Source organism: Dyella nitratireducens (assembly GCF_014642835.1).
GTDB lineage: Bacteria > Pseudomonadota > Gammaproteobacteria > Xanthomonadales > Rhodanobacteraceae > Dyella_B > Dyella_B nitratireducens.
The window spans coordinates 421,236-436,417 of record NZ_BMJA01000002.1; the positions used below are offsets into that span (position 1 = coordinate 421,236).

General features: G+C 60.2%; 14 protein-coding genes. 8 read left to right on the top strand and 6 right to left on the bottom strand.

Annotation, left to right across the window (positions count from 1 at the left end; translation table 11 throughout):
- Nucleotides 1-181 precede the first annotated feature (181 nt).
- Nucleotides 182-1,591, top strand: a complete 1,410-nt coding sequence (locus IEX75_RS12875) for an aspartate aminotransferase family protein (RefSeq protein WP_188794707.1) — start codon at nt 182-184, stop codon at nt 1,589-1,591.
- Between the two features lie 179 nt (nt 1,592-1,770).
- Here the strand turns inward: IEX75_RS12875 and IEX75_RS12880 are convergent, their stop codons facing one another.
- Together IEX75_RS12880 and IEX75_RS12885 are read right to left on the bottom strand one after the other, a co-directional pair.
- On the bottom strand, nt 1,771-3,156 hold the full coding sequence (locus tag IEX75_RS12880) for a sensor histidine kinase (protein WP_188794708.1): 1,386 nt from the start codon (nt 3,154-3,156) through the stop codon (nt 1,771-1,773).
- Nucleotides 3,157-3,251: 95 nt separating this feature from the next.
- Nucleotides 3,252-3,926 carry a response regulator gene (locus tag IEX75_RS12885; protein ID WP_188794709.1) on the bottom strand — a complete coding sequence of 225 codons (675 nt, stop codon included), beginning with the start codon at nt 3,924-3,926 and terminating at the stop codon, nt 3,252-3,254.
- 237 nt (nt 3,927-4,163) lie between these two features.
- Between IEX75_RS12885 and IEX75_RS12890 the strand changes: the two genes are divergently transcribed.
- Together IEX75_RS12890 and IEX75_RS12895 are read left to right on the top strand one after the other, a co-directional pair.
- Nucleotides 4,164-6,386 carry a M1 family metallopeptidase gene (locus IEX75_RS12890; protein WP_229720810.1) on the top strand — a complete coding sequence of 741 codons (2,223 nt, stop codon included), beginning with the start codon at nt 4,164-4,166 and terminating at the stop codon, nt 6,384-6,386.
- An 11-nt stretch (nt 6,387-6,397) separates the two neighbouring features.
- Nucleotides 6,398-7,282, top strand: coding sequence for a hypothetical protein (locus tag IEX75_RS12895; RefSeq protein WP_188794710.1), 885 nt, complete (start codon nt 6,398-6,400; stop codon nt 7,280-7,282).
- Nucleotides 7,283-7,361: 79 nt separating this feature from the next.
- Here IEX75_RS12895 and IEX75_RS12900 read toward each other — a convergent pair whose 3' ends face one another.
- The 4 genes from IEX75_RS12900 to IEX75_RS12915 all read right to left on the bottom strand — a co-directional run bounded on the left by IEX75_RS12900 (nt 7,362) and on the right by IEX75_RS12915 (nt 9,499).
- Entirely contained in the window at nt 7,362-7,904 is a 543-nt protein-coding gene (locus IEX75_RS12900; protein ID WP_229720811.1) for an REP-associated tyrosine transposase, read from the bottom strand.
- Between the two features lie 116 nt (nt 7,905-8,020).
- The gene (locus IEX75_RS12905; RefSeq protein ID WP_188794711.1) at nt 8,021-8,563 is read right to left on the bottom strand and encodes a GNAT family N-acetyltransferase; all 543 of its coding nucleotides are present in this window, start codon (nt 8,561-8,563) and stop codon (nt 8,021-8,023) included.
- Nucleotides 8,560-9,039 carry an SET domain-containing protein-lysine N-methyltransferase gene (locus IEX75_RS12910; protein WP_188794712.1) on the bottom strand — a complete coding sequence of 160 codons (480 nt, stop codon included), beginning with the start codon at nt 9,037-9,039 and terminating at the stop codon, nt 8,560-8,562. The genes IEX75_RS12905 and IEX75_RS12910 overlap by 4 nt, the downstream gene beginning before the upstream one ends.
- Nucleotides 9,040-9,145: 106 nt before the next feature.
- The gene (locus tag IEX75_RS12915) at nt 9,146-9,499 is read right to left on the bottom strand and encodes a ComEA family DNA-binding protein (RefSeq protein ID WP_188794713.1); all 354 of its coding nucleotides are present in this window, start codon (nt 9,497-9,499) and stop codon (nt 9,146-9,148) included.
- A gap of 264 nt (nt 9,500-9,763) precedes the next feature.
- Between IEX75_RS12915 and IEX75_RS12920 the strand changes: the two genes are divergently transcribed.
- The 5 genes from IEX75_RS12920 (at nt 9,764) to IEX75_RS12940 (ending at nt 15,133) form a co-directional block, all read left to right on the top strand.
- A complete protein-coding gene (locus IEX75_RS12920) occupies nt 9,764-11,185 on the top strand; it encodes a M20 family metallopeptidase (RefSeq protein WP_188794714.1) in 1,422 nt (473 codons plus the stop codon).
- Entirely contained in the window at nt 11,182-11,877 is a 696-nt protein-coding gene (locus tag IEX75_RS12925; protein ID WP_188794715.1) for a YggS family pyridoxal phosphate-dependent enzyme, read from the top strand. Before IEX75_RS12920 ends, IEX75_RS12925 begins: the two co-directional genes overlap by 4 nt.
- 256 nt (nt 11,878-12,133) lie before the next feature.
- Nucleotides 12,134-12,868: a C40 family peptidase gene (locus IEX75_RS12930; RefSeq protein WP_188794716.1), complete on the top strand. Its 735-nt coding sequence runs from the start codon at nt 12,134-12,136 to the stop codon at nt 12,866-12,868.
- 218 nt (nt 12,869-13,086) lie between these two features.
- A complete protein-coding gene (locus tag IEX75_RS12935) occupies nt 13,087-13,740 on the top strand; it encodes a rhomboid family intramembrane serine protease (protein ID WP_188794717.1) in 654 nt (217 codons plus the stop codon).
- Nucleotides 13,741-13,765: 25 nt separating this feature from the next.
- Nucleotides 13,766-15,133, top strand: a complete 1,368-nt coding sequence (locus IEX75_RS12940; RefSeq protein WP_188794718.1) for an amino acid permease — start codon at nt 13,766-13,768, stop codon at nt 15,131-15,133.
- Nucleotides 15,134-15,182 lie beyond the last annotated feature (49 nt).

The following is a 15,182-nucleotide window of genomic DNA, read 5'->3' on the forward strand; positions in this document are numbered from 1 at the left end:
TCCGCACCGTCATTCCGGCGAAGGCCGGAATCCAGTTTCAATAAACCGTGCGAAGCACTCAAAGCCGGTTTTGTGTCCTTCGGACAACGTGTTTCAACTGGATTCCGGCCTTCGCCGGAATGACGACAAGGCGAGAGCAGATGTCGCCGAACCGCTTTCCATCCATTCCTTTTTCTCTTGCATGAATACCTACGATCCCAACGCCGCCTCCTACGTCATTCCCGACGACGAACTTCTCGCCGACGAAGCGCAATACAGCTCCTTCGGCGATACCGTGCACTACGTCGATCCGCCGAAGATTTTCCGCCACGGCCAGGGCAGTTACATGTACGACACGGCCGGCGTGCCGTTCCTGGATCTGCAGATGTGGTATTCGGCGGTCAACTTCGGCTATAGCAACAAGCGCCTCAATGACACGTTGAAGCACCAGATCGACGTGCTGCCGCAAGTCGCCAGCCAGTATCTGCACCAGACGCGCATTGAGTTGGCCAAGACCATTGCGGTGGATGCGCAGAAAAAATTCGGATTGAAGGGCCGCGTGCACTTCAACGTCGGCGGTGCGCAGGCGGTGGAAGACTCGCTCAAGCTCGTGCGCAACTACAAGAACGGCAAAAGCCTGATGTTCGCCTTTGAAGGTGGTTATCATGGCCGTACGCTGGGTGCGTCATCCATCACGTCCAGCTATCGCTATCGCCGCCGCTTCGGCCACTTTGGCGAGCGCGCGATGTTCATTCCGTTCCCGTATCCGTTCCGTCGCCCGAAAGGCATGACGCCGGAAGAATATTCCGATCATTGCGTGCGCCAGTTCGCGCGCTTGTTCGAAACCGAATACAACGGCGTGTGGGATCCAAAGGTCAGTCAGGCTGAATACGCTGCTTTCTACGTGGAGCCCATCCAGGGCACCGGCGGCTACGTCGTGCCGCCGCGCAATTTCTTCAAGGATCTGAAGAAGGTGCTGGATCAATACGGCATCCTGATGGTGGTGGACGAAATCCAGATGGGTTTCTGGCGCACCGGCAAGCTATGGTCGATCGAGCATTTCGGCGTGACGCCAGACGTGATCGTATTCGGCAAGGCGCTTACCAATGGTTTGAATCCGCTCTCCGGTTTGTGGGCGCGCGAGGAGATGATCAATCCGACCATCTTCCCGCCTGGTTCCACCCACTCCACGTTCAATTCCAACCCGCTCGGCACGTCGCTGGGCCTGGAAGTGATCAAGATGGGCTACGAGCTGGATTACGAAAAAACCGTGCCGGAAAAGGGCGCTTATTTCCTCGAAGGTCTGAAGGACCTGCAGAAGCGCCACAAGGAAATCGGCGATGTGGACGGTTTGGGCCTGGCGCTGCGTGCCGAGATCTGCACTGACGACGGTTTCACGCCGAACAAGGCACTGTTGGACAAGATGGTCGACATCGGCCTGGCAGGGGACCTGGAGCACAACGGCAAGAAGATCGGCCTCGTGCTGGACGTGGGCGGCTGGTACAAGAACGTGATTACGTTCGCGCCGTCGTTGGACATCAGCTACGAAGAGATCGATCTGGCCATGGCGCTGCTCGATCAGTTGCTCACGAAGGCGAAGAAGGCGATGTGACGCTTTCACTCCTGCTCATCTTCGATGGGGGAGTGAAGAGTAATCTCGCTGCGCAGCATGTTTATGGCCGTCATGCCGCTTTTGCAGGAATGGCGGCATCAAAACAAAGATCAGGTTTTTGTCGATGTTCCCATGCAGGGGAAGCTGACAAACACGGCGGCGCTCAGCGCCGCCTTTTTTTAGGTTTGGTCCGCTGCGGGGAAAATGATTTCCACGCGCAAGCCGCGTCCGTCGCTGCCGCTGCGATAACGCACGCGCGCCTCATGCCACTCCGCAATCCGTTGCACGATCGCCAGCCCTAGTCCGCTGCCTTGCTCCTCGCTGCCGGGTACGCGGAAGAAGCGTTCGCCCAGGCGCTCGATCCATGAGGGCGGCACACCGGGGCCGTTGTCTTCCACCGCAAGGCAGATGTGTCTGTTTTCGCGATCAAGCGATACGGTCATGACGCTGCCGCGGCCGGCATAGCGCAAACTGTTGTCGATCAGGTTGTCGAGCAGCTCCTGCAGCCGATGGCGGTCGCCGTCGATATGCAGCGGACCGGCGGGGCCTTCGTAGCCCAGGTCGATATGGGCGGCCAGCGCTTCGTGTACGCGCTGGCCGACCAGTTCGGGAATCAACGTGGCCAGATCCAGCCGCTCGGTATCACCCGCCTCGTGCTCCGCGGTTTGCGCACGCGTCAGTGCGAGCAGTTGGCTTGAGGTGCGGTTGGCGCGCAGGATCAGGCGCTGGATGTGATTGAGTGCATCTTTGATGGTGGTTGGATCGGAGCTGGCTTGTGCGCGTTCCGCATGCACGCTCAAACCTGCCAACGGCGTGCGTAATTGATGCGCGGCGTCGGCGATAAAGCGTTCGTGCAAGGCGAGCATGCCGCGCAGGCGCGCGAACAGGCCATCGATGGTGCGTGTAAGCGGGAGGATTTCCACCGGCACGTCGGCGTCACCGATAGGTGCCAGGCCGTGCTCACGGTTGGCCAGCTGATTGGTGAGCGGTTCGAGCTGGCGCAAGCTCGTACTCACACCCAACCAAACCAGCAGAAATGCCGCAACAATCAGCAGCGCCTGCGCGGGAATGCTCAGAAGCAAGATTTGCCGCGCTTCCTGGTGCCGGTCGTGCAGGGTTTCAGCGATGGTCACCTCCAGCTGGTCATCCGGTTCGCGCGGATTGACCATCTGGATGCTGGCCGCGCGCAGCGCATGTCTTTCGATCTGGATGTCGTAGAGCTGCGGTGCATGCCCATCGGCGAACAAGCCACGGGGAGGCTTAAGCACGGGGTTGCCGGCGATCAGTCCGTGATGTTCGCTAAACACGCTGAAGTAATTGCGTCCTTCCGGCTCGTATTCCAGCAGGAACTGGGCTTGCGGCGTGACTTGGCCATCCGGGCTTTTGTTGGTCATCAGCTGCACCAGGGTCAGCGTGTCGTTGACCAGATTCACATCGTGCACGTGGTTGGCGTAGATCAGCGCACCCAGGTAGGTGATCAAGCTGTTCAACAGCAGCAGTGCGGTGAGCGGGACCAGCAGCGTGGTCAGCAGGCGCCTGCGCAGGCTTTGGCGTCTAGCCCGCATGTCTCACACTGCTCCTGCTGCGGCAGCCGGCCTACTCGCCCTCGCTACGGAAGAGTGTGAGAAAGACGGGCTGTGGTGGCGCCACCGGCGCTGGCTCATGCTTCCTTGACCTCTTCCAGCAGATAGCCCAGTCCACGGATGGTGCGTACCTGCGTGCCGGAATCGGTGAGCTTGCGGCGCAGGCGATAGATGGCGATATCCAGACCGTTGTCAGTGAGTTCCTGATCCCAGCTGCACAAGGCTTCGATCAGTTGCGCGCGGCTGGTGACGCGATCCGGGCGAGCAGCGAGCGCTTCGAGCAGGCCGAATTCGCGTGCGGTGAGTTCCAGCGGCTTGTCGTCCACCCAGGCGCGATGGCCGGGCAGATCCAGGCGCAGGCGGCCGATGGTGATTTCCGGCGCACCCTGGGTGGTGTAGCGCCGCAACAAGGCGCGTACACGTGCTTCGAATTCGGCCAGGGCGAAGGGCTTCACCAGGTAATCGTCAGCGCCCAGATCCAGTACGCGTACGCGCTCACGCAGGCCTTCGCGCGCGGTGATCACCAGCACCGGCAAGCTGCTGCCGCGTTTGCGTACACGCTGCAATACTTCGCTGCCATCCAGCCCCGGCAGGCCAAGATCGAGCACGAGCAGGTCATAAGGTGTGTCTTTCAGTGCTGCGTCTGCACGCACCCCGTCGACCACGTGATCGACCGCATGGCCGCCCTGACGCAGCGCCGCGCTGACGCCGGCGGCAATGGAGGGGTCGTCTTCGGCAATCAGGATGCGCATGGTCGAAGGGCTCCGGCAGGCCTTGAGTGTTGCAATATGGCCATGATTTTCAGCGAGTTCCGGTCGAGTTGGCTGAACAGTTGGATAGGTTGGGTTAGCGCAGCGTAACCCAACAAAGCCGCATCGAACACGTTGGGTTACGCTGCGCTAACCCAACCTACGCCATGACGTTTGGCGGATGTCTTGGTTGTCGCGTTTGGCGCACGCTCGTTCTTCAACGTGTAGGGGAGACCATCGATGAGCTTTGCAATGGGCAGTAGCGGGCGATGGCTCGCGGCTTGCGTCATGCTGTGGTCGTGCCAGGCGATGGCGCAGACCACGGCACCCGTCGCGCCACAGACCAGCGCAGCATCGGCGGCGACGGCACAAGAAATTCCGTTTGCGCCTGCGCACGACACCATCATCACCACGCAGAGTGCACCGAATGCATGGGGCGGCGAGCGCACCGGCAACGAACCGACGCTATCCGATCGCGTGGTCAGCTACACCATCGACGCGGACCTGGATGCTGCCAAGCATGCTGTCACCGGCACGGAGCACATGACGTGGCGCAATCGCAGCGATCGCGAGGTGCATAGCGTTTATTTCCACCTTTACCTCAATGCTTTCCAGAATGAAGGCAGCACGTTCTTCACCGAGCGCAAGGTGCTTACCGCACACGGCAGCTCGCGCGGCAATGCGGAGCTGGAGAAAGGCCAGTGGGGTTGGGTTCGCCTGCAGAGCGTGCAACAGAACGGCACGCCGGTGACGTGGAGCTTCGTGCATCCGGACGGTGGTCCGTCGACGGATGAAACGGTCGTGCGCATCGATCTGGCACAGCCGGTGCCGGCGGGTGGCACGCTGGCGCTGGATATCGATTTTCTCAGCCAGCTGCCGCGCGTGGTGGAACGCACCGGATGGTGGGGTGATTTCAATCTGGTGGGCCAATGGTTCCCGAAGATCGGCGTGCTTGAGTTGCCCGGCGAGCGCGGTGCCACGGAGGTGCGCTGGAACGTGCACGAGTTTCATTTCGAAAGCGAGTTCTATGCGGATTTCGGCTTGTATGACGTGCATCTGACGGTGCCCAGCGATTACACCGTGGGTGCGGTCGGCAAGCTGCAGGGCACGCCGGAGCAGAAGAACGGCAAGACCACCTATCACTTCGTGCAAGGGGATGTGCACGATTTTGCATGGGTGGCCGCTAAAGGCTTCAAGACGATGGACGGCACGTATGAAGGGCCAGGCAGCCCGAAAGTGGCGGTGCGCGTGATTTACCCTGCGGAATACGAAGCGAGTGCAGCACCTACGCTGAAATCGACCATCGATGCGCTCGGTTATTTCTCGCGCACGCTGGGCGCTTATCCGTATGAAACGGTCACGGCGGTTATTCCGCCCTATAACGCGGATGAAGCAGGTGGCATGGAGTATCCAACCTTCTTCACTTCCGAGGGCTATAAAGTGGTCGAGCCCGATACGGCGTATCAGATGCTCAGCGATTTCGTGAATATCCACGAATTCGGCCACGGTTATTTCTACGGCATTCTCGCGTCCAATGAATTCGAGGAGCCGATCCTGGACGAAGGGCTCAACGAATATTGGGACAACCGCATGCTGCGTGAGCGCAAGCAGGACCTGGTGCTGGCCACACCCTTCACCAAGTCATTGGGCATCACGCCGCGCATCAGCGGCTTTGCTTTCGAACGTGCGACCGCGACGCTGTTCCATCCCGCCGATCCGCTCGCGCAGAACAGCTGGGATCGTCTCTCCGGTACCAGCTACGGCACCGTTTATTCACGCACGGCCACGGCCATGCATGATCTCGAGGAGCGCCTTGGCCGGCCGGCATTGGAGAAAGCCTTCAAGCTCTACTACCAGCGCTGGCACTTCCGTCATCCCTCGGTTGCGGATTTCCGTGCTGCGCTGATCGATAGCTCCGGTAATGCCAAGGATGTGGATGCCATTTTCAATGAGTACGTCTATGGGACGGCTTTCATCGACGACAAGGTGGCCGACATCGACAGCTACGAAGTGCAGCCGCAGGCGGGCGTGACCTGGAAGGATGGCAAGCAGACCGAAGTCGATGCCGAGGAGCTCGACAAGCAAATCGACAAGCAGCGCAGTGACTGGGAAAAGGCGCACAAGGACGCCAAACCGGGTGCGCCTGGCCCGTTCCCCTGGCACAGCACGGTGACGGTGACACGCGATGGTGCGTCTGCACCAGAGTTGCTGCGCGTGACCTTTGAGGATGGTACGCACGAGGACGTCACGTGGAACGATGACCGACGCTGGGCACGCTTCGAGTTCGTCAAGCCAAGCAAAGTCGTATCGGCAGAGCTTGATCCAGACCAGCACGACTTGTTGGATCGCGGCCGGCTCAACAATAGCCAGACCACGGAGCCGGATGGTGCCGCATCGCGACGCTGGACGGCCGATGCCGCCGCGTTGATGCAAAGTATCTCCGCCTTGCTGACAACCTTGTGAGGGCCGCCATCATGTCTCGTTCCGTAAGCTTTGCGGCGCTGTGGTCCGGCATGCGCGCTGCCGTGCAGTGGCGATTGTTGTTGCTGTGGCTGCTGATCATGCTGATTCCCGCCACGCTGTTCGTCTTGCCGCTGTGGAAGATGCTGGGCGGGTTGCTCGATACCTCGGTACATTCGGCCGAATGGGCGCAACAGTTCAATGCCATCATGTTCACCGACGTGGTCACCAGCTTTTTCGATCACCCGCAATGGCTGGCGACGGGCTTCGTCGTTGCATTGGTCTGCAGCGTGTTGCTGTCGCCATTTCTGGCCGGCATGGTGATCGGCAGCGGCCGGGCAGGGCGAGTGCTGGGCTTTGGGCCTTTGCTGCAGAGCGGCCTGGTGGAATACGGCCGCATGTTCCGTTTGTTGCTGTGGTCGCTGATTCCCTACGGCGTGGCGATCGGCGTGCACTTGTTGGGTACGCACCTGGCGGATAAGCATGCAGAACAAGCCGTGCTGGAATCGCAGGCAGATCGGTATGCCCACGTGGCGCAATGGATATTCTTGATCGTGTTCGTGCTGATGCAATCGATCGTGGAATCGGCGCGGGCGGCGTTCATTGCCGATACCTCGCTGCGTTCGGCAACACGTGCGATGTGGCGCGGCATCAAGCAGCTGTTCAAGCAGCCGGTGAAGACCTTGCTGTTCTATTTGGCGGTCACGTTAGTGGGGCTGATACTGGCGTCCGTGTTTGGCTTGCTGCGCATCCATGTGACGGCCGTAGGCGTGGGTGGATTTGTGCTGGCTTTGTTGCTTGGTCAGCTGATCGTGCTTGCCGCCGGCTGGATGCGTACGGCACGATTGTTTGCACTGGCGGAAGTGGCGCGTGTCGTCATGCCAGCGCGAATTGCATAGTAGCGGCGTAGGTTGGGTTAGCGAAGCGTAACCCAACATTTCAGAGCGACATTGTTGGGTTACGCTTTGCTAACCCAACCTACGTTTTACCGCATTGCTTCACCTTTCTGGCCAGCATCATCAGGATCGCACGCCCAATTAAGGGTGATAAGCCCTCGCCGTATATGTATCGGTGTATGGATGAGTAGGGCCAATCACTTGCTCTGGCTACGTGGCCGTGTTTGACGGGATTGATGTGTACGTAATCAACATGGCTCTGCAAATCGCTTTCGTCCCGTATCTGATGTTCCCAAAAACGGCGCTGCCAGATTTCGCGTTCACCCTTGTGTTGTCTTGAAGAACGGATCACCTCTTCTCGTTCGACGGACTTTGAAAAATGCTGCTTTATTAGTCGCCAGCGTTTTGAATAGTCAGGATCATGGTCCGGCATGCTCCAGATGGCATGCATATGCTCGGGGAGTACGACCCAGGCGATGATATGGAAGGGATGGTGTGTTTTTACGTGTCTAACTGCTTGTCGGAGAGTATCGATTCGATCAATAAGCAGTGAGCTGGTGCGATTTGCGAGATTGACGGTAAAAAAGTAGGCGGCACCTGGCGCTTTGATGCGTCTGTAGCGCATTCGTCTCTCCTTAGACGTTGTTGTACGTAGGTGTAGGTTGGGTTAGCGCAGCGTAACCCAACGTTGCTTCGATCGAAGATTTGTTGGGTTACGCTTCGCTAACCCAACCTACGTACTCACGCAAAGGCGTGGCGCCGGAAGTCGCGGTGCGGTGGGTAGTAGGCAAAAACATGGTTGTCGCTACCGAAGAAATCGATGTCTTCGATGTGTTCGCCACCGAGCCGTTCGGCGACGCGATCAGAGGCTTCATTACCGACACGCACCAGACTGATCACGCGCTGCAACTGCAAGTGGTTCCAGGCGTAATCCAGGATGGTGGTGCCCGCCTCGGTGGCGTAGCCATGGTGGCGATGGTCGGGTTTGAGCATCCAGCCCATTTCCACGTCCGGCCAGCCCTCCGGATGCAGCAGTCCTGCGCGGCCGATGAATTCGCCGGTGGCTTTCAGTTCCAACGCCCACATGCCGTAGCCGCGCAATTGCCAGTGACCAATCAACATGGCTAGCGAACGCCATGCATTGGTGCGGTCCAGCGGCAGGCCATCGCCGATCCAGCGTGTGCTCTCCGGATCGGCAAGCATCGCGGCGTAGTCGTCAAAGTGGCGTTCGGTCAGCGCGCTAAGGCGGAGGCGTTCGGTCTCAAGGGTGGGAATCTCGATCATTGCTGGTCAATCGCCAAGCTCGCACTATCCAGCACTCTGGCCAGGGCACGGGTGCTGGTCATCAGGCTCTCGTCCCAGGGCAGACCCACAATTTTCTCACCGGTGGCGGTGTCGATGAAGTCTTCCTCCTGCCCGGGCGGCAGCAGGTGACGGTAATCCACGGTGATCTCGCTGCCGGCGGGCAGGTCGTGCAGGGCGAATACAAAGCCCAGGTGCCATAGGCCCGTCGGGGCAAAGCTGTGATTGATGTAGCACTCGTCCGGCCACTCCGGTGACAGCGTGTAGCGGTCTTCGAACCAGCGGGCGCTGGCGTACATCTGGTCGGGTTTAGCCAGCAGTTCATCCAGCCGGTAAGTGCGCTCGATGGTGTCCGGCGCGGTGATGATGCGCCCAGTTTCCACGTCTTCTTCCAGAAACAACCCCTTGCCCGCACCACGGATCGTGGAGGCATCAATGCGATAGCGGGGCAGGATCATGGTTGGTTGGCGGCGGCGGATAAGGTTTCGGCGCGGCGGAGTGTAGCGCAAGCGATGCATGAAGATACGACCCGCGCAAGCGGGCCGTATCGAGGTTTCCGAGCGATTAGTCCTGAGTGGCCTCTGCCGTGGCCGCTTTGGACTTTTTGGCGTGTTTGGGCTTGGCCGGTGCATCGGCGGGCGCCTTCGCACCCTCGCCACTGAGCAGGATCGCGTCGTGATTGCGCTCCAGCGTGGCAGGGCCGATGCCCTTTACCTGCGACAATTCGTCCGCGCTCTTGAACGGGCCGTGCTCGTCGCGGAAGGCGACGATGGCTTTCGCCTTGGCCAGGCCGATGCCGTCCAGCGACTTGGCAATGGTCTCGGCGTCCGCGGTGTTGATGTTGACCGGCGTTGCAGCGAAAGCGGGCAGCGCGAGCGACAAGGCCAAGCCGGCGATGGCGGCGAGTTTTTTCAGCATGATGGTTCTCCCTGAGGTATGAGTGAGCGGCTTTTTCCTGCCGCGCATTCACTTTGCGTTGTTGCATACGTGGGAGCCCAGTCGGTGAAGCGCGTACCGAAATAGCTGAGTTGCGCCCCTGTGAGTGTCATCCAGACACTGTCAAGGTTGTGAGCGCGGATATCGCACCGTTGTGACGAAGCGGTGCGGCATGTTCTCCTGCAGCAAGAGTTGCGATGCTCCGCGCTGTTAAAATCGCGCTTTCCTTTACCTCATGGAGTCCGTATGGATACCGCGCGCATCACTCGTTACATCAGCGATCTGTGGGATGCCGACATCGTTCCGCAATTGGTGGACTACATTCGCATACCCAACAAATCGCCGATGTTCGACAAGGATTGGGCGGCGCACGGTTACATGGATGCAGCGGTGAAGCTGATGGAGACCTGGGCGCGCAGCAAGCTCTCGCAACTGCCGGGTGCCACGTTGGAAGTGGTGCGCCTGGAAGGACGTACGCCACTGATCTACATCGAAGTGCCGGGGCAGAACGACGATACGGTGGTGCTGTACGGCCACCTCGACAAGCAGCCGGAGATGACCGGCTGGGCCGAAGGCCTGGGTCCGTGGACACCGGTGCTTAAGGGAGACAAGCTCTACGGCCGCGGCGGCGCGGATGACGGCTACGCGATCTTCGGTTCGCTCGCTGCCTTGCTCGCCCTGCAAGAGCAGGGTATTCCGCATGCGCGCTGCGTGGTTTTGATCGAGGCTTGCGAAGAGTCCGGCAGCTACGACTTGCCGCATTATGTGGATCATCTTGCACTACGCATCGGCAATCCGTCGCTGGTGGTGTGCCTGGATTCCGGTTGCGGCAACTACGACCAGCTATGGCTCACCACCTCGCTGCGTGGCATGACCGGCGGCGAACTCACCGTGCAGGTGCTGGAAGAAGGCGTGCACTCGGGCGATGCATCCGGGGTGGTGCCTTCCAGCTTCCGCATCCTGCGCGAGTTGCTGTCGCGGTTGGAAGACCCGGAAACCGGCGACATCAAGCCGAAGGAATTGCATGTGGAGATTCCGCCGCAGCGTATCGAGCAAGCCAGGGCGGCTACCGGCGTGCTCGGCAAGGCGGTGTACGAGAAATTCCCGTTTGTCGCGGGCATGCAGCCGGTCACGGAAGACCTTGCCGAACTGGTGCTCAACCGCACCTGGCGCCCGCAACTGGCGGTGACGGGTGCCGACGGGCTGCCATCGCTGGAAAGCGCTGGCAACGTCTTGCGTCCGAAGACCAGCGTAAAGCTCAGCCTGCGCCTGCCGCCGACGCTGGATGGCGCCAGGGCCAGTGTCTTCGTGAAGCAACTGCTGGAGAAGGATCCGCCCTACGGCGCCAAGGTCAGCTTCAAGCTGGAGAAGGACGGCAGCGGCTGGAACGCGCCGCAGCTGTCACCGTGGCTGGAACAGGCGGTGGCCGAAGCCTCGCAGCATTACTTCGGTGCGCCGGCTGCGTACATGGGCGAGGGCGGCACCATTCCCTTCATGGGCATGTTGGGCGCCAAGTTCCCGCAGGCGCAGTTCCTGATCACCGGCGTGCTGGGGCCGCATTCCAACGCGCACGGCCCGAACGAATTCCTGCACATCCCGACTGGCAAGAAAGTGTCGATGGTGGTGGCCGACGTGGTGGCGAAGCATTTCCAACAAGGCGCGCGATGAGCGATATCGCCGCCAATTGGGCTGCGGTGCGCCGGCGGGTAGACGCGGCTTGCCGCGAGGCGGGCCGCAACCCGGCGGAAGTATCCGTACTGCCAGTGAGCAAAACCTTCGGCGCGGATGTGGTCCGGGCCGCACTGGGGCTGGGCCTGTATCGCTTCGGCGAAAACAAAGTGCAGGAAATTCGCGAGAAGGCGGCTGCCTTGGCTGGCGAGACGATCGACTGGGTGGTGATCGGCCACCTGCAAACCAACAAGGCCAGGGACGTGGCGCGGCTGGCCAGCGAGGTGCAATCGCTGGACCGGCTGGAGCTGGCCGAGGCGCTGCAGCACCGCCTGGACGTTGAAAATCGTAGCCTCGACGTGCTGGTGCAGGTCAAGACCGCCCGCGAGGAGACCAAGCAGGGTCTACCCGCGGACGCATTACCGGACTTCCTCCAGCAACTGCGCGCCTTCCCCAGGCTGCGTGTGAAGGGCCTGATGACACTGGCAACTCTTTCCGAGGATACGGGGGAGGTGCGGGCGTGCTTCCGCCAACTGCGTGAATGGCGCGACCGCTGTGCTGCGGAAGGGTACGAGCTCCCGAAGCTTTCCATGGGCATGAGCGGCGATTTCCCGCTGGCGATTGCCGAAGGCGCCACCGAGGTGCGGATCGGAACCGCTATTTTTGGTAGCCGTTCGTACGCCTCTGCATGAGACTTCGCCCGCAAAATCCGTAAATGTTCCGAAAAATTTTTGAGCGAGCGCTTACAGGTAAACCTAAGTTTCTTCTGATAAGCCTTGTAAATCAAATGGTTGAAGTGATTCAAAACGGAAATTCGACTTTCCAAACGATAGGGTTCAGTTAACCTGATCCGAACAAGTCGCCGATAGGGCTTTGTTACCTTCACTGCTTCGTCACGGCCGCCGCAGGGGGCGACGGCCGGACTGGTAACCGCCCAGAGATCACCGAATGCCAAACACGCGACTTGTACTCGCCGCGCTTGCCACGGCTATGTGCTTTTCAGGCACCGCTTTCGCCGCCGACACGAGCAGCAGCATTCAGGCCCAGGTTTCCGGAAAGTTTTCCTCCGTCTTGATGAGCCCGCTGGCCGCCTTCACGCCCGCCGCGGCAATGGCCCAGTCCACGCTTCCCACCCAGCTTCCCTTCACCACGGTGACGTCTGCCAAGGACATTACCGCCGGCAATGCCGCTGCCAAGGCGGATGATGGCGACGACGCTGCGCAGTTCAGCGATGCCAAGACCAGCCAAGGCCTGCGCGACATGCTGATCGGTTTGGCGATGGAGCTGCGCCACGTGCGCTACGTGCGCGGTGGCCGTGATCCTTCCACCGGTTTCGATTGCAGCGGCTTCGTCCGTTACGTGTTTGAACGTGCCATCGGCCTGCAGTTGCCAAGCAATTCGGCCTCGCAGTATCTGGTCGGCAAGATCATTCACCGCGACGACATGCAGCCGGGCGACTTGGTGTTCTTCCGCAACACCACCACCAGTCGCCATGGCCGTAGCAAGGGCGGCATCTCGCACGTGGCGATCTACATTGGCCAAGGCCGCTTTATCCATTCTCCGCGCCGCGGCGAGTCCGTGCGCGTGGACAATCTCTCCGACAGCTACTGGGCCAAGCGCTTTGCCGGCGCCCGCCGCCCGGAAGCCATGGCCCAGATCGATGCGGGCGCGCACAACGGTTGATTTTCCGGTAATGACGCTTGTGAAAGGCCACCCTCATGGGTGGCCTTTTTTTGTTTGTTGTGCGCGTCGCGACGCGTAGGTTGGGTTAGCGCAGCGTAACCCAACAAGTCCCAGTCAAAGCAGTTGTTGAGCTATGCGGTGCTGGCGCCAGCATTGGTTGGGTTACGCTGCGCGAACCCAACCTACGTGCTCATTACAAACCTAGAAAACTCGCCCTTATGCCCACCCGTCTTCCACCCGTCACGCTTTATCTGCTTATCGCCAACATCGTGGTGTTCCTGCTGCAGCAAGTGATGCACGACACCTTGGTCGCGCATTTCGCGCTATGGCCATGGGGGCCGGACCAGGTGGCGCAGTTATCAGACGGCAGCATCACGGCGATCGGCTTCCGGCCGTGGCAACTCGTTACCTATGCTTTTATGCATGGCAGCATCCAACACATCTTTTTCAACATGTTTGCGCTGTACATGTTCGGCGGTGCCATCGAGCAGACCTTCGGTGCCCGCCCTTTCACGCTTTATTACTTCGTGTGCCTGATCACCGCCGCGCTGACGCAGCTGCTGGTGGTGAAGTACTTCACGCACGGCTTCGAGCCTACGCTCGGCGCATCCGGCGCCATCTTCGGGCTGCTGCTGGCGTTCGGCATGCTTTACCCGCACGAGCGCCTGATGCTGATCTTCCTGCCGATACCCATTCCTGCATGGCTGTTTGTGATCGGCTATGGCGCCGTGGAGCTGGTGCTGGGCGTGGGTGGATGGCAGGCGAACGTTGCGCATTTCGCCCACCTTGGCGGTATGCTGGGCGGCTTCTTGATGATCGAGTATTGGCGCGGCAAGTTTCCAATTAAACCCAAACGCCGTTTGATGCGCTGAACCATTTCCATAGGGCGGGAAAACCATGACGCAACACTTGCAGCGCCGGCTGATGCCGCGCCACATCACCTTCATGGCGCTGGGCATGGCCATTGGCACGGGCCTGTTCCTCGGCTCGGCCAGCACCATCCAGCTGGCCGGCCCTTCGGTGTTGTTCGCGTATATGTTTGGCGGCCTGATGATCTTCATCATCATGCGCGCGCTGGGCGAAATGGCCGTGCATGATCCGGTCGCCGGTTCGTTCAGCAGCTACGCGCATCGTTACCTGGGGCCGTTCGCCGGCTACGTCACCGGTTGGAACTACTGGTTGCTGATGGTGGGCGTAGGCATGGCCGAAAGCACCGGTGTCGGTATCTACATGAGGCAGTGGTTTCCCGACTTGCCGCAATGGATCTGGGTGCTCGGCAGCGTGGTGATGATCGGTTCGTTGAATCTCATGGCGGTGAAGGTGTACGGCGAGATGGAATTCTGGTTCACCATGATCAAAGTGGTGACCGTGGTGCTGATGATTCTGGGTGGCGCCGGCATGATCTGGCTGGGTTGGGGCAATGGCGGACACCCGGTGGGCCTTTCCAACCTGTGGAGCCATGGCGGGTGGTTCCCTCATGGATTCGTGGGCATGGTGTTGGCGTTGCCCGTGGTGGTGTTCTCGTTCGGTGGCATTGAAACGGTCGGCATGGCAGCGGGCGAAGCTTCGCAGCCGGAACGCACCATTCCGCGTGCCGTCAATTCAGTGTTGTGGCGCATCCTGATTTTCTACGTGGGTGCGCTGTTCGTCATCATGGCGATCTATCCTTGGAACCAGATCGGCACCCAGGGCAGCCCGTTCGTTACCACCTTCGACAAACTCGGTATAGCGCAGGCGGCGGGTGTGATCAATTTCGTGCTGATCACTGCCGCGTTGTCCGGCTTCAACAGCACGACTTTTAGCGGCAGCCGCATGCTCTACAGCCTGGCCAACAAGGGGCAGGCGCCGGCCTTCCTGGCCAAGGTGAGTACACATGGCGTGCCAACCCGCGGCGTATTGGTCTCGCTGGCGTGCCTGCTGATCGGCGTGGTGCTCAACTACGAGCTGCCCAAGCGCATTTTCGAGACGATGATGTCGATCCTCTCGTTCAATACCGTGTGGACGTGGTCGATGGTGCTGATTGCGCACTTCAGCTTCCGCCGCCGCTTTGGCAAGACCGCGTTTCCGCTGCGTGGCTGGCCGATCACGAGCGCCATCTGCTTGGCGTTCCTGATGTTCGTGCTGGTGATGTTGGGCTATCACCCGGACACGCGCGTAGCGTTGTACGTGGGCGCGGCGTGGGTGGTGTTGCTCACGGTGGCGTATTTTGTATTCGGCATCGGGAAGCGGATGGCGGTCGCTGCAGTGGATGCGAATGCGGCTTGATGGCTGCGTGATTTATTCTTCTCCGTGGAAATTTACCAATATGGCCGCC